The following is a 14,096-nucleotide window of genomic DNA, read 5'->3' on the forward strand; positions in this document are numbered from 1 at the left end:
GGACATGAGTACCTTGCGCGGCCGGGTGGCCGGACTTCCGGACTGGGGCCGCTGCGCGGTGATGGGCGTGGTGAACGTGACGCCCGATTCGTTCTCCGACGGCGGGCAGTGGTTCGACACCGAGCTGGCCGTCAAGCACGGCCTGGACCTGGTGGCGCAGGGCGCCGACCTGGTGGACGTGGGCGGCGAGTCGACGCGTCCGGGCGCCGCCCGGGTGGACGAGGCGGAGGAACTGCGCCGGGTCGTGCCCGTCGTACGGGAGCTGTGCGCCGCCGGGGCCGTGGTGTCCGTGGACACCATGCGCGCCTCGGTGGCCGAGCAGGCCGTGGCGGCGGGCGCGCGGCTGGTCAACGACGTCAGCGCGGGCGCGGCCGACCCGGCGATGGTGCCGGTGGTCGCCGCCGCCGGGGTGCCGTTCGTGGTCATGCACTGGCGCGGCCGGTCCATCGACATGAACAACCGGGCCGTGTACGGGGACGTCGTCACCGAGGTGCTCGGCGAGCTGCGGCAGAGCCTGGACCGGGCGGTCCACGGCGGCATCGACCCCGAGCGCATCGTCGTCGACCCCGGGCTGGGCTTCGCCAAGGAGGCCGGGCACGACCTCGCGCTGATCGCGCAGCTGGCGCGGCTGCGGGAGCTGGGCCGTCCCCTGCTGGTGGCCGCTTCGCGCAAACGTTTCCTGGGCAGGGTGCTGGCAGGGGACGCACAGGCCGCTCCGCCGCCCGCCCGCGAGCGGGACGCGGCGACGGCCGCGGTGTCGGCGATGGTCGCGCGGGAGGGAGCCTGGGCGGTGCGGGTGCACGAGGTGCGCGCGAGCGCGGACGCGGTACGGGTCGCCCGTGCCGTCGAAGGCGCGGCGGTACGGACGGACGGGACGAGTGTGACGGGCGCCGCGGGTGCGGCGGACGCGACGGGAGCGGTGTGACTCCACGTACGGACATCGAGCTGGTCGAGCAGGCGAACACCGACCTGTACGAGGCCATGGAGCGCGGCGACCACGCGGCCATGTCCGAGATGTGGATGGACGGCCAGGTGAGCGTGGTGCACCCGGGCTGGCCGGTGCTGCGCGGACGCGGCGAGGTGCTGCGCTCGTACGCCCTGATCATGGCGAACACCGAGTACATCCAGTTCTTCCTGACGGATGTGGAGATCGACGTCCTCGGCGACACCGCGCTGGTCACCTGCACCGAGAACATCCTCAGCGGCGGGCCCGCGGAGGAGGACGGCTCGGTCGGGCCGCTGATCGGCCAGCTCGTCGTGGCGACCAATGTCTTCCGGCGTACGGAGGAGGGCTGGCGGGTCTGGTCGCACCACGGCTCGCCCGTCCTGGCGGACCAGGACGACGACGGGGACGGCGACACGGCGGGGCCCGACGACGGGCCGGGTGCCGGAGGCGTGGGCGGCGGGGTATGAACGTGAAACTCGCGTGAAGACTTCGCGCGTATTCGTGGGCGCCGGGTGACCGTTCCGTGGCGGTACGGTGACCGTCACCAGGCCGACGGCCTGCGGCGACTCCGCCGGTCCCGTCAGCGGGAAACGTCAGCGAGGTCGACTCCGGCGCACCCGTTCGAGCCAAGTGCCGTGCGGGTAGGGGTGGGACCGCGGGCCCACGGGTAGTGGCCGCGCGGACGACCGTCTGCACGCCCCGGCAGCAGCGTCCAGCAGTCGTACGGGGCCTTGTCCATGGCCCCCGTGGGCAAGCACTGCCGGTGCTCGCAGGTAGATTCGATGACGGGGCGGCGTGCCGGACGAGTCTCTGGTCCCCGCCCGCAATTCCGACGATCAGTGGTACCAGAGGTGCCAATGGGACCAGTGGGAGTGTGATTCGCGTGGATCGTGTCGCGCTGCGTGGGCTGAAGGCCCGAGGGCACCACGGGGTCTTCCCCGGGAACGCGAAGAGGGCCAGACCTTCATCGTGGACCTGGTGCTGGGCCTGGACACCCGCCCGGCGGCGGCGACCGACGACCTCGCGAAGACCGTGCATTACGGCGTCGTGGCGGAGGAGGTCGTGGCCGTCGTCGAGGGCGAGCCCGTCGACCTCATCGAGACGCTCGCGGAGCGCATCGCCGGCCAGTGCCTCAAGCACGAGGGGGTGCAGGAGGTGGAGGTGGTCGTCCACAAGCCGGACGCCCCGATCACCGTCCCCTTTGACGACGTGACCATCACCATCACCCGGAGCCGAGTATGACCAGCAGTGACCCGACCGTGCAGCCGGTGCCCACGTCCGTGGTGGAGCGGGTGGACGCCGCGGACGTGACGCTCTCCAACCCGAAACGCGCCGTGATCTCCCTCGGCAGCAACCTCGGCAACCGCCTGGAGACCATCCAGGGTGCCGTCGACGCGCTGGAGGACACCCCCGGCGTCCGCGTCAAGGCCGTCTCGCCGGTGTACGAGACCGAGCCGTGGGGCGTCGCCCCCGGCTCGCAGCCGTCGTACTTCAACGCGGTGGTGCTCATCAAGACGACGCTGCCGCCCGCCTCCCTGCTGGAGCGCGGCCAGGCGATCGAGGAGGCCTTCGAGCGCGTCCGTGACGAGCGCTGGGGGCCGCGTACGATCGACGTCGACATCCTGGCGTACCAGGACGTCCTCTCCGAGGACCCGCTGCTGACCCTGCCCCACCCGCGCGCCCACGAGCGCGCCTTCGTCCTGGTGCCGTGGCACGACGTCGACCCGGAGGCGGAGGTCCCGGGCCGCGGCGCGGTGGCGGAGCTGCTCTCGGCGGTCGGCCGCGAGGGAGTCGTACCGCGGGTGGACCTGGAACTTCGGCTGCCCGAGTAGACGTTGGGACGGTGGGGGCGCCTCCGGCGCCGCACGCCGGACCGGACCTGCCGTGACGCACGAACTCCGCACGACCGCGCGGACACCCGCACGGCGCACCACACGTACGAGGACGAGGGCACAAGGGGCGAACGCTCGGTGAAGCAGCTACACATCAAGGTGCTGGGCGGGCTGTTCCTGGCAGCCGGAGTACTGGCCTGGGCCGGTGCCCGGCTGTGGGACTCCTTCGGCACGCTTCCCGGCGTGCCGCTGGCCGCCCCCGTCGTCCTGGCCCTGATCGCCGCCGTCCTGGTCGCCACCGCCGTGTCCCTGCGCTCCCGGCTGAAGGCCCAGCGCGAGCGCCGCCCCGACGCCAGGGGCGTCGACCCGCTGGTGGCCGCCCGCGCCGTCGTCTTCGGCCAGGCGAGCGCCCTGGTGGCCTCCGTGGTGGCCGGTGTGTACGGCGGTGTCGGCGTCTTCCTGCTCACCACGGACCTCGCGGTCGAGCCCCGCCGTGACCAGGCCATCCACGCGGGCTTCTCGGTCCTGGCCGGTGCGGCGGTGGTGGTGGCCGCCCTCTTCCTGGAGCGCGTGTGCAAGCTCCCGGAGGACGATGACGAGGCGGGGGCCAGCGCGGCGTAGGGCCGGAGACGGCACCCGCCGTCCCCGCAGCTACGCGCCGGGGACGCTCTCCACCACGACCTCCTCGCGCGCCAGGCGGCCCGCGTCGGCCGCCGTCGACCGCCGCAGCGCCGCGTGCAGCGCCGCAGGCGTCAGCACACCGAGGAATCGTTCCTCCTCCAGTACCGCGATCCACCCGGCGTCGTGCTGGAGCATCGTGCTGAACGCCTGCTTCAGCGGCGCACCGAGCGGCAGCCACGCGTCCATGCGCCGTGCGTGGTCGCGCACCTCGCGCCCGGTCCCCGCCGTCGCCGTCCCGGAGCCCGCGGCCTCCAGCCCCGCCGCCGAGACCCACCCGTGCAGGCCGCCGTCCGCGTCCAGGACCACGGCCCACGCCGCGCCCTCCGCGGCGAGCCGGGCGGCCGCCCGCGCCGCGTCGTCGTCGAGCCGGACCACCGGCGGCTGCTCCAGGTCACCGGTCTCGATCGGTGTCACCGAGAGCCGCTTGAGGCCGCGGTCGGCGCCGACGAACTCCGCGACGTACGGGGTGGCCGGTGCCCCCAGGACCGTGGCCGGGGTGTCGAACTGCTCGACGCGGCCCGCCCCGTAGACGGCGATGCGGTCCCCGAGCCGTACCGCTTCCTCGATGTCGTGGGTGACGAAGAGCACCGTCTTGTGGAGCGTGGACTGGAGCCGCAGGAACTCTGTCTGAAGGTGTTCGCGGACGACCGGGTCGACCGCGCCGAACGGCTCGTCCATCAGCAGGACGGGCGGGTCGGCGGCGAGCGCGCGGGCGACGCCGACGCGCTGGCGCTGTCCGCCGGAGAGCTGTTCGGGGTAGCGGTCCCCGTACTGCGAGGGGTCCAGGCCGACCAGGTCGAGGAGTTCGGCGGCGCGGTCCCTGGCCTTCTTGCGCGGCCAGCCGAGCAGGTGCGGGACGGTCGCGGTGTTGTCCAGCACGGTCTTGTGCGGGAAGAGGCCGACCTGCTGGATGACGTAGCCGATACGGCGGCGCAGTTCCACGGGATCGATGGCCGATATGTCCGCGCCGTCCAGGTAGATGCGGCCGCCGGTCGGTTCGATGAGCCGGTTGACCATCTTCATCGTCGTGGTCTTGCCGCAGCCCGACGGTCCGACGAGCGTGACCAGCTCGCCCTCCGCGACCTCGAACGAGAGGTCGTCGACGGCGGTGGTGCCGTCGCCGTAGCTCTTGGTGACGTGCTCGAAACGGATCATGGTGGTTTCCCCAGTGTGGCCAGTGTGGACGGTCGCCGGCCGGGTAGGCGCGCTGTGCTCCTCCGGCTCCTGCCCGCGGAACCCGTCCCGTCACATGCGTCGTGTTACGACTGGATGGCGGGCCGGCCGGATTGTCAGTGGTGGGGGATAGGGTCGCAGACAGTCACCGAAAATGTGAGCGACAGGGCGGGGGAGGTGACCGCGGGTGAGTGCGCAGGGCTGCCTGGAGGCGAACGACTGGATCTGCGGTGAGTATGTCCGGACGCGCGGTCAGGAGTTGCTGGACGCCACCCTCCAGCATGTGGGCATCACGCTGGTGTCCGTCGTCATCGGCCTGCTGATCGCCTTTCCGCTGGCGCTCATGGCCCGCCGCTGGCGTGCGGCCGCGGGACCGGTCCTCGGGCTGACGACGATCGTGTACACGGTCCCTTCGCTGGCGATGTTCGCGCTGCTGACACCGGTCTTCGGCGTCTCGGCCGCCGTGGTCGTCACGGGCCTGGTGCTCTACTCGCTGACGATCCTGGTCCGGAACATCCTCGCCGGGCTGGAGTCGGTGCCGCAGGAGGTCCGGGAGGCGGCGCGCGGGATGGGCTACGGCCCCGTGAAGCTGCTGTTCGGTGTCGAACTCCCGCTGGCGCTGCCCGCGTTGACGGCCGGGCTGCGCATCGCGACGGTCTCGACGGTGGCGATGACGACGATCGGCGCCGTGGTCGGTTACGGCGGCCTCGGCAATCTCATATCCAGCGGCATGGAGGGCTTCTTCAAGGCGGAGGTGCTGACGGCCTCGGTGCTCTGCGTGCTGCTGGCGGTGGTCGCCGACGTGCTGCTGATCGGCCTGCAGCGGCTGCTGACGCCGTGGACCCGGGTGCAGGCGCGGGCCCGGTCCCGCGCGCGGCGGGAGCGGCGGGCGGCGGGCCGGACGGCGAAGAAGGCGGTGGCCTGAGGCGATGGACGCGATAACGGGCGCTTGGGACTGGCTGGCGGCCTCGGCCAACTGGGCCGGGGAGAAAGGCGTGTGGCACCGGCTCGGCGAGCATGTCTACCTCAGCGCGACGTGCCTGGCGATCTCCTGCCTGATCGCCCTGCCGGTCGCCCTGTACCTGGGCCACATCGGTAAGGGCGGGGCGCTGGCGGTCAACATCTCCAACGTGGGGCGCGCGGTGCCGACGTTCGCGGTGCTGGTCCTGCTGACGCTCAGTCCGCTGGGTACGGCGGGGGACTGGCCGACGATCATCGCGCTGGTGCTGTTCGCGGTGCCGCCGCTGCTCACCAACGCGTACGTGGGCATGCGGGAGGCCGACCGGGACGTGGTCGAGGCGGCGCGCGGGATGGGCATGTCCGGGCCGCAACTGCTGCTGCGGGTCGAGCTGCCGCTCGCCTATCCGTTGATCATGACGGGCCTGCGGTCGGCCGGTGTCCAGGTCGTGGCCACGGCGACGCTCGCCGCGCTCGCGGGCGGCGGCGGCCTCGGCCGCATCATCACCGCCGGCTTCGGCAACTACAACACGCCGCAGGTGGTCGCGGGCGCGGTGCTGGTCGCCGTACTGGCGCTGCTGGTCGAAGGGCTGCTGGTGCTGGCGGACCGGGTCTTCGACCCGATGCGCCGGGGCCGGAGCCGCTCGCGGAAGTCCCGTACGACGGCCGACGACGCGACACCGGCCGGGAGCCCCGCGTGAGCCGGACGGCTTGCGCGGGGACGGCCCGGCCCGGCGATGACGCGCCCCGGCCGGGGCCCCGGGGCCGCACCAGAACTCCTTCTCTCCTCCTTGGATGGTGAACCGGTATGAACCAGCACTCGAACAGCCAGCAGCACGGCCATCTCCCCGCTCGTCGGCCCGGTCGCGGCCGGAGACCGGCCCGCGCCCTGCGGACCGCGCTCGTCGCGGGCACCGTGGTCGCGCTGGCGGGCGGGCTGGCCGCCTGCGGCGGAAAGAGCCTGGAGGAGAAGGGCGGCTCCCAGAGCGCCGGCGGGAAGGGGGACATCGTCATCGGCTCGGCCGGTTTCACCGAGTCGAAGGTGCTCGCGGAGATCTATTCCAAGATCATTAGCGATGCGGGATACCACACCACCGTCAAGACGCTCGCCAATCGTGAGCTGTACGAACCGGCGCTGGAGAAGGGCCAGATCGACGTCGTACCGGAATACGCCTCGACCCTCGCCGAATTCCTCAACGCCAAGAAGAACGGGCCCAACCCGAAGCCCGTCGCCTCCAGTGACATCGGCAAGACGGTCGCGGCGTTGAAGACGCTCGCGGAACCCCGCGGGCTGAAGGTGCTGCCGGCCGGGGAGGCGACGGACCAGAACGCGTTCGCGGTGACCAAGGAATTCGCCGACCGTCACCACCTCAAGACGCTCTCCGACCTCGGCCGGTCCGAGCAGAAGATCAAGCTGGCGGCCGGCGAGGAGTGCGAGACGCGGCCGTACTGCAAGGCGGGTCTGGAGAAGGTGTACGGCATAGACGTGGCGGGCATCGACCCGAAGGGCGTGGGCACCACGCAGGCCAAGCAGGCCGTCAAAGACGGCACGGACCAGATGGTGCTGACCACGACGACGGACGCCACCCTCGGCAACTTCGGCCTGGTGCTGCTGAAGGACGACAAGAAGCTGCAGAATGCCGACAATGTGCTGCCCGTGGTGAATGCCAAGAGCGCCGGCGACAAGGAGATCGAGGCGGCTCTCGGCAAGCTCACGGACAAGCTGACGACCGCCGATCTGATCGAGCTGAACCGCAAGGTCGACGCGGAACGGCAGAAGCCCGCGGATGTCGCGCGCGCATATCTGGAGTCGAAGGGACTGGCGAAGAAGTAACCACCGGGAAACGAACCGGCGGGCGGGGCCCCATAGATCCCGCACGCACGGTAAGTTTCAGGCCATGCCACGAGGACGCCACCGCCATTCGCCATCCCTGCACCGGCTTCTTCCGCCCGTGACGGTCGCCGGTGCGTCACTAGCCTGTGCCTCGGGCGTCTGGTTCGTCGGCGATGACCTGGCCCAGCGGGTGCTCGCCACGGGCGCGGCGGCCGCCGCGGTCACCGGTTCCGTCCTGCTGCGCGCGTGGGACCGTACGGCGGGCAAGAGCGTCGCCGAGCTGAAGAACGCCCGGATGCGGGACGAGTGGAAGACCGACGAACGCATAGCCGAGCTCGAAACGGACCTGGAGGAGTCCCGCGGGATACGCGGCAAGCTGGACACCAAGCTGCGGGCCAAGCGGGCCGAGCTGGCCCGGCTGCGCAGTGAGCACGCCGAGCTGCTGCGCCGCTACGCCACCGCCGAGACCGAGCGTGCCAGCGCCCTGGAGGGCCGCCGGCTGCTCGCGATCGAGACCGGGGCTCCCGCCGGGGAGCTGACGTCCGGGACCGCGGACGGCCCGGACGGGAGCGTGCCGGGCGCGCTCACCGCGGGGATGTACCACCGGGCGGCGGAAGCGCTGCGGCAGCTGCCGCGCAACGCGGCCCGGCAGGCCGAGAGCGCGCAGGCCCAGGACGGTGAGGACGGCCAGGGGAATCCCGGGGCGGCCACGGAGCCTCCGGCCGCGCAAGGCCGGAACCGTAGGGCCGCCGTGCCGAAGCCGGGGGGTCCGAGGTCGGGTGGTCCGAGGTCGGGCGGTCCGAAGCCGGGGGGTCCGAGGTCGGGGGCGACGAAGGCGGATGCGGCGGACACGGGTGCGGCGGATACGGACGCGGTGATCGCGGATGCGGCGAAGGCTGGCGGTCCGAAGTCGGGGGCGTCGGAGCTGGGCGGTGCGGAGGCGGGGGTGTCGGAGTCTGCCGCGTCCGGAGTCGCTGAGGTGGAGGCGGGCGAGGTCTCTGTCCGTACGGCCGGTGGTGCCGGTCGGGGCCGTGACCTGGGTTCCGCCGAGCTGCCGGACGCTGGTGCTGAGACCGGTGCCGGTGCGAAGGCGGACGCGGGTTCGGCATCAGGTCTGCGGCCGGTTCCGGCTGCCGCGGCCGTCGTCGCGCCCGTGCGGGCCGCGCGGCTGCCCGCCTCCCGCCTACAGGGCGGCTTCGACTTCTTCGGGACGGCGACCGGCACCGGTGCCGTGCGGGACGGGGCGCCGCAGAACGGTCCGGGCGCGGGCGCGCCGTCGACCGTGACGCGGCGGCCGAAGCCGGTCCGGCGGCTGGAGGAGGACCTCGCCGACGTGGTGGGCGACGAGGCGGTCGCCGAACAGTCGGCGCTCGGCAGGGCCCTTGACGGTTCCCCGGAGCCGACGGCGGAGAAGCCGACGGGGAAGAAGCCGGTGACGAAGAAGCCGGTGACGAAGGAATCGGCGACGAAGAAGGCAGTGGCGCAGACGGCGACGGCCGAGGAGTCGGCGGCGGAGGGCGAGGCCGCGGACGCTCCGGCGGACCGTGCGGCGGCCGAGGCCGCGGATGCCGGCAACGGTGAGGTCATCGACCTGACCGCGCACGACGAGACCGAGCAGATCGACTTGGCGGAACTGCGCAGCGCGGTCTCCTCCTGACCCGCGAGCGGGTACGGTTCCGCGGATTCTCCGTTCCGCGTGACGATGCGCCCGGCGGTGGCGCTCCTGCCCAGCGGCAGGCAGGCCACTGCCGGGCGCATCGTCGCGTTCAGGCCGCGCCCGCCGTCCCCTTCGCCCGGCCCGCCCGCTCTCGGCCCGCCCGCGCCCGTTCCGCTCGTGCCCGTTCCGCCCGTGTCCGTTCCGCCTTCGGCCGGTGTACGGCCGTCAGTACGGCGGCGACCAGGGTGAACCCGGCGGCCAGCCACGGCAGCCGGGTCGCGCCCACCGTCTCCAGCCCGATGCCTCCCAGGCCGCCGGCCAGCGACACGGCGAGGTAGAGGGCGGCCGCGTTGAGGGAGACGACCACGGACTGCGCCTGCGGGGCGAGCGCGGCGATCCGGTGCTGCTGCGGTGTGGTCACCGAGAACGACACCCAGCCGGAGACCGCCACCGCGATCAGCGCGGCGGGCAGCCACTCGCGGCTCAGCGGCACCAGCCCGAAGATCACGGTGAGCGCGAGCGCGGCGCCGAGTACCACCCGCCGCGGGCCGAAGCGGTCGGCCAGGTGGCCGGCGACCAGGTTCCCGGCCGTGCCGGTGATGCCGAAGACCAGGAGCAGGACCGCGGTCGGGCCGCCGCCGTCGGGACCGAGCACGGGCCCGTAGACGGCGCTGAGGTACTCGAAGGGGATGTAGATACCGACGAACACCACGACCGTGACGACGAGCATGTACAGGACGCCGCGGTCCGCCAGTGGGGCGAACCGGCGGCGCAGGCCGCGTGGCGTGTCGGTGTGGATGCGGGGCAGCCGGGCGGCGAGCAGCGGTACGACGAGCAGGGGCAGGACGGTGACCAGCCACATCGTGCTGCGCCAGCCGTACGCGCCGCCGATGGCGGTGCCGAGCGGCGCCCCGAGGATCAGCGCGGAGGTCAGCCCGGTGTTCACCAGGGCGAAGGCGCGCCCGCGGGCTGCCTCACCGGCCAGGGCCGCGGCGGTGGCCGAGGCGTTCGGGGCGTAGAGCGCGGCGCCGGCGGCCGCGACGACCCGGGCGGCCAGCGCGGCCGGGTAGCCGGGGGCGAGCGCCGTGGCCGCGTTGCCGAGTGCGAAGACGACCAGCGCGGTGATCAGTACCGTACGGCGGGACCAGCGTGCGGTGAGCGCCGCGAGCAGGGGCGAGAGCACCGCGTAGGCGACGGCGAACACGGTGACGAGCTGTCCGGCGGCGCCGAGCCCGACGTGCAGATCGGCGGCGATGCCGGGCAGGACGCCCGCGATCACGAAGGCGTCGGTGCCGACGACGAACGTTCCGGCGGCGAGCACGGCTCCGTGGAAGCGCCAGCTTCCCGATCCGGTGGCGGCGGGCGCCATCGCTCGGCAATCCGGCGGCGCTGAAAACTCCGCGGGTGGGGGAGGCGGCAGAACCGACGAGGGAGAGGACGGGGGCGGTGGCTGGTCGGACGCGCTGTGGCGGGACATACGGTCTCCAGGCTCCGAGAATGGCACCGATCGGTACCGTCTGCTGGTGAGGCGAGACGGTACCGATCGGTTCCGTGCGGAGTCAAGGTTGGCTATCGTGGCCGTATGCCGACCAACGCCCGGGAACGACTCGTCAGGGCAGCCGAGGACCTCTTCTACGCCGAGGGCATCCGTGCCGTCGGCGTGGAGCGGTTGCTCGCCGTCTCGGGGGTGGGCCGGGCGTCCTTCTACCGGCACTTCGCGAGCAAGGACGACCTGGTCGTGGCCATGATCGACGGTTACGGCCGGCGCTGGTTCGACTGGCTGCACGCCGCGGTCGCCGAGCGCGGCGGCGCACCGCTCGCCCTCTTCGACGCCCTCGCCGAACGCTTCTCGGCCGACGACTACCGCGGCTGCGCCGCCATCAACACGATGGTCGAGATCGCGGACCCGGCCAGCGCCGCACACCGCGCCGCCGCGGCCCACAAGCGCACGCTGGCCTCGTACGTCGCCGAACTGCTCACCGGGGCCGGGTATGTGCGCGGCACGCGGGAGCTGGCCGAACAGCTCGTCCTGCTGATCGACGGGGCCCAGGTCACCGCCCTGCGGGAACGTTCGGCGGCGCCCGCCCACCGGGCCAGGGCGGTGGCGGCCGCCCTCCTCGCGGCCGCGTGACTCCCCAGGCCGCGTGATCCCCTGGGCTGCGTGATCCCCTCAGGCCACGTGATCCCCTCAGGCTGTGTGGCGCTCCTCGGCCGCGTGGCTCATCGGGAGCGGCGGTCGAGGAAGGCGAGGGGGGATTCCTGCTGCGGCGCGAAGGGTGTGCCCGTCTTCCGCGCGCGGTGGTAGACCAGCAGGGACTCGCCCAGGAAGCTGACGCCGATGGTGAGTTGCGTGGGCCGGGCGTACGGGTGCATCCCCAGGTGCTCGGCGATGACGCCGTAACCGGCCGAGACCAGCAGTGACGCGATGACGACGAGGAACGTACGGCCGGTGTAGCGCTGCCACAGGGTGCCGTCCTTCTCGAAGAGGTGCACCAGGGTGCCGCGTGCGGCGCCGAGGCCGAGGCCGAGGAAGGCGCCGGGGGCCACCCAGGCGATGTCGGTGCCGGTCACGCCGTCGGCCTTGGCGACGAAGAGGATGCCGAGGCCGGTGAGGACGGCCGGGCCCGCGAAGAGGTCGCGGACGTTGACCGGTTCGCCCTTGAGCCGCTTGGCGACGACGAGGACGAGGACCACGACGATGATCGCCGCGAGCAGCCAGCCGTTCACGATTCCCCCTGACGGCGCCCTGGTGGCGGGCGCCCGACGTTGTCTCGGTCCAACTTTTTAGCTCAACCGTGCCAAAAACAATTTAGCTCGGGCGTGCCACAATGGCAACATGCCGAAGATCGTCGACCCCGAAGCCCGCCGCCAGGCCGTCGCCGACGCCGTTCTGCGCGTCATCGGGCGGGAGGGGGTGGAAGGCGCCTCGCTGCGCACCGTCGCCGACGAGGCGCGGCTGGCCGTCGGATCCGTACGGCACTACTTCCGTGACCATGACGAGGTGCTGCTCTTCACGATGCGTGAGCTGAGTGCGCGGATCGACCGGCGCGTACGGGCCCATGTGGACGGCCTGCTCGACCCGGCCGCGCGGCGGGAGCGGCCGGCGCGCGTGGAGGAACTGCTCGGCGAGTTCCTCGCCCTGGACGAGGAGCGGCGTCAGGAGGCGGTGCTCTGGGCGGCGTTCTGCGGCGCGGCCCGGCTCCGGCCGGAGCTGCGGAAGTGCGCGGTGGAGCTGGAGGCCGGCCTGCGGGCCCTGCTGGCGCGGGTGCTGCGCGGCGCGCAGGAAGCCGGCGGCCTGCCCGCCGGCCTGGATGTGGACCTGGAGTGCCTGCGGCTGTCCGCCCTGCTGGACGGCCTCAACCTGCGCGCGATGCTGGAGCCGGAGTACGTCACTCCGGAAACGCAGCGGGCGGTGCTGCGCAGGCATTTGCAGGGCTTGAAGACGGGCTGAGGACAGGCGTCGGGCGAGCGGCGGGCGGGCTGAGGGCACGCGGCGGGCGGCCTGAGGGCATACGGCGGCAGGCGGCAGGCGGCCTGAAGGCAGGCTGCGGGCACGTGAGGGACAGGCCAGGGGCCCACGGCGGGCACGCGAAACAGGTCGACGCCACGGACCCCCGTTCGGCAGCATTCCGTCATGAGACAGCCTCGCCGACACCACTGGCCCCTCTACGGCCTCCGCATCCGTACCCCGCGCCTCGAACTGAGCCTGCCCGGCCTCGACCTCCTCGACGACCTGGCCGAGGTCGCCGCCGACGGTGTGCACGACGCGGCGGAGATGCCGTTCACCGTGCCCTGGACGGACGCGGCCCCGGAGGAGCGCGGACGCGCGACGTTCCAGCACGTACTCTCCACGGTCGCGGCGTGGCAGCCGGAGAGCTGGACGCTGAGCCTCGCGGTGACACGGGAGGGAAAGGCGGTGGGGCGCCAGGACGTGGTCGGCACCGCCTTCGGGGTGACCAGGGAGGCGGAGACCGGGTCCTGGCTCGGACTGCCCCACCAGGGCCAGGGCATCGGTACGGAGATGCGGGCGGCCGTCCTGCACTTCGTCTTCGACCGGCTCGGCGCGGACGCCGTGACCTCCGCCGCGATGACGGACAACGCCCGGTCGCTGGCGGTCTCGCGCAAGCTCGGATACGTACCGGACGGCGTGCAGGTCGCCGCGGTGCGCGGGCAGGCGCGGACGTTGCAGCGGCTGCGGCTGGACCGGGCGGGGTGGGAGGCGCACCGTACGGTGCCGGTCGAGGTGGCGGGATGGACCGAGGAGTGCCGGGCGCTTTTCGGGGCGTGAGCGGGCCGGAGGCGGCGCGGACGCCGGGGTCCGCGCCGCCCCCGTACGGGTACGCTGGCGGCCGATTCGATCAGTGGTTGGTCGACGTGAGGCGCACGCGGAGTGGAGCAGTGGCCGGAGCAGTCATCGCAGGAGCGGCCCGGCCGGTGACGCGTGCGCTCTCGGCGGCCGTGCTCGGCGTCGTGGTGCTCGCCGCCGTCGGCTGTTCGGCGAAGCCCGAGGAGCAGCCGGAGGCGAAGCCCGACCCCAAACCGTCCCGTACCGCCCCCGCCTGCCCCGAGGACGGTGTCGTCATCAAGGGCTCTCCGGTGGACGCCGCCATGGGCACCCGCGCGATGGGCATCACCCTGACCAACTGCGGCGAGCGCCCCTACAAAGTGAACGGCTACCCGGGCGTCCAAGTCCTCGACAAGGACCGCAAACCGCTGGACGTGAAGATCAGCCACGGCTCGGACGTCGTGGACGACGTCGGCCCCGAGCCGGTCACGCTCAAGCCGGGCGAGCACGTCAGGGCCGTACTGATGTGGCGCAATCGCGTGACGGACGCGACGCGCCCCGCGGTGAACGGTGCGTTCCTGGCGCTCACACCGGCCGCTGGCGGCAGCCGTCCGCAGCTGGTCCGTGAGCTGGTCGATCTCGGGTCCACCGGCAAGCTGGGCGTCACGGCATGGCACCGGGAGGGGCCCAGGCCGCGTACGTAGTCCGGGCGGCGTACGCCCCTTGTGCCG

15 protein-coding genes and 1 pseudogene are annotated in these 14,096 nt (G+C 72.8%); 13 read left to right on the forward strand and 3 right to left on the reverse strand.

Annotated features, from left to right (window positions below; genetic code table 11):
* The first annotated feature begins 4 nt into the window (after window positions 1-4).
* From folP to ACEXOX_RS27040, 5 genes and pseudogenes are all read left to right on the forward strand, one after another.
* Complete coding sequence (gene folP / locus ACEXOX_RS27020; protein WP_406523796.1) at window positions 5-925, forward strand: dihydropteroate synthase; 921 nt, start codon at window positions 5-7, stop codon at window positions 923-925.
* Window positions 922-1,413, forward strand: coding sequence for a nuclear transport factor 2 family protein (locus ACEXOX_RS27025; RefSeq protein WP_406523797.1), 492 nt, complete (start codon window positions 922-924; stop codon window positions 1,411-1,413). Before folP ends, ACEXOX_RS27025 begins: the two co-directional genes overlap by 4 nt.
* 416 nt (window positions 1,414-1,829) lie before the next feature.
* Window positions 1,830-2,188: pseudogene (gene folB / locus ACEXOX_RS27030) on the forward strand (dihydroneopterin aldolase).
* Complete coding sequence (folK, locus tag ACEXOX_RS27035; protein WP_406523798.1) at window positions 2,185-2,778, forward strand: 2-amino-4-hydroxy-6-hydroxymethyldihydropteridine diphosphokinase; 594 nt, start codon at window positions 2,185-2,187, stop codon at window positions 2,776-2,778. Before folB ends, folK begins: the two are co-directional and overlap by 4 nt.
* A gap of 138 nt (window positions 2,779-2,916) precedes the next feature.
* On the forward strand, window positions 2,917-3,399 hold the full coding sequence (locus ACEXOX_RS27040; protein ID WP_406523799.1) for a DUF3180 domain-containing protein: 483 nt from the start codon (window positions 2,917-2,919) through the stop codon (window positions 3,397-3,399).
* Window positions 3,400-3,429: 30 nt separating this feature from the next.
* Here ACEXOX_RS27040 and ACEXOX_RS27045 read toward each other — a convergent pair whose 3' ends face one another.
* Window positions 3,430-4,614: an ABC transporter ATP-binding protein gene (locus ACEXOX_RS27045; protein ID WP_406523800.1), complete on the reverse strand. Its 1,185-nt coding sequence runs from the start codon at window positions 4,612-4,614 to the stop codon at window positions 3,430-3,432.
* Window positions 4,615-4,819: 205 nt separating this feature from the next.
* Here ACEXOX_RS27045 and ACEXOX_RS27050 point away from each other — a divergent pair, with 205 nt between their 5' ends.
* The 4 genes from ACEXOX_RS27050 to ACEXOX_RS27065 all read left to right on the forward strand — a co-directional run bounded on the left by ACEXOX_RS27050 (window position 4,820) and on the right by ACEXOX_RS27065 (window position 9,080).
* Window positions 4,820-5,557, forward strand: coding sequence for an ABC transporter permease (locus ACEXOX_RS27050; RefSeq protein WP_406523801.1), 738 nt, complete (start codon window positions 4,820-4,822; stop codon window positions 5,555-5,557).
* 4 nt (window positions 5,558-5,561) lie between these two features.
* A complete protein-coding gene (locus tag ACEXOX_RS27055) occupies window positions 5,562-6,290 on the forward strand; it encodes an ABC transporter permease (RefSeq protein ID WP_406523802.1) in 729 nt (242 codons plus the stop codon).
* 107 nt (window positions 6,291-6,397) lie between these two features.
* Entirely contained in the window at window positions 6,398-7,423 is a 1,026-nt protein-coding gene (locus ACEXOX_RS27060) for a glycine betaine ABC transporter substrate-binding protein (protein WP_406523803.1), read from the forward strand.
* Between the two features lie 118 nt (window positions 7,424-7,541).
* Window positions 7,542-9,080 carry a hypothetical protein gene (locus ACEXOX_RS27065; RefSeq protein ID WP_406523804.1) on the forward strand — a complete coding sequence of 513 codons (1,539 nt, stop codon included), beginning with the start codon at window positions 7,542-7,544 and terminating at the stop codon, window positions 9,078-9,080.
* 109 nt (window positions 9,081-9,189) lie between these two features.
* On the opposite strand, the gene ACEXOX_RS27070 is transcribed toward ACEXOX_RS27065, so the two are convergent.
* Entirely contained in the window at window positions 9,190-10,449 is a 1,260-nt protein-coding gene (locus ACEXOX_RS27070; protein WP_406523805.1) for an MFS transporter, read from the reverse strand.
* A 213-nt stretch (window positions 10,450-10,662) separates the two neighbouring features.
* On the opposite strand from ACEXOX_RS27070, the gene ACEXOX_RS27075 reads away from it, so the two are divergent.
* Window positions 10,663-11,211, forward strand: a complete 549-nt coding sequence (locus ACEXOX_RS27075; protein ID WP_406523806.1) for a TetR/AcrR family transcriptional regulator — start codon at window positions 10,663-10,665, stop codon at window positions 11,209-11,211.
* 89 nt (window positions 11,212-11,300) lie between these two features.
* Here the strand turns inward: ACEXOX_RS27075 and ACEXOX_RS27080 are convergent, their stop codons facing one another.
* Window positions 11,301-11,807, reverse strand: a complete 507-nt coding sequence (locus ACEXOX_RS27080) for a DUF1453 domain-containing protein (protein ID WP_406523807.1) — start codon at window positions 11,805-11,807, stop codon at window positions 11,301-11,303.
* Window positions 11,808-11,916: 109 nt separating this feature from the next.
* Between ACEXOX_RS27080 and ACEXOX_RS27085 the strand changes: the two genes are divergently transcribed.
* The 3 genes from ACEXOX_RS27085 to ACEXOX_RS27095 all read left to right on the forward strand — a co-directional run bounded on the left by ACEXOX_RS27085 (window position 11,917) and on the right by ACEXOX_RS27095 (window position 14,069).
* A complete protein-coding gene (locus tag ACEXOX_RS27085; RefSeq protein ID WP_406523808.1) occupies window positions 11,917-12,531 on the forward strand; it encodes a TetR/AcrR family transcriptional regulator in 615 nt (204 codons plus the stop codon).
* A gap of 183 nt (window positions 12,532-12,714) precedes the next feature.
* Window positions 12,715-13,368: a GNAT family N-acetyltransferase gene (locus ACEXOX_RS27090; RefSeq protein WP_406523809.1), complete on the forward strand. Its 654-nt coding sequence runs from the start codon at window positions 12,715-12,717 to the stop codon at window positions 13,366-13,368.
* A gap of 146 nt (window positions 13,369-13,514) precedes the next feature.
* Window positions 13,515-14,069: a DUF4232 domain-containing protein gene (locus ACEXOX_RS27095; protein ID WP_406523810.1), complete on the forward strand. Its 555-nt coding sequence runs from the start codon at window positions 13,515-13,517 to the stop codon at window positions 14,067-14,069.
* Window positions 14,070-14,096: the final 27 nt, after the last annotated feature.

This window comes from Streptomyces sp. Ac-502 (assembly GCF_045222935.1).
In the GTDB taxonomy this organism is placed as follows: Bacteria; Actinomycetota; Actinomycetes; order Streptomycetales; family Streptomycetaceae; genus Streptomyces; species Streptomyces monomycini.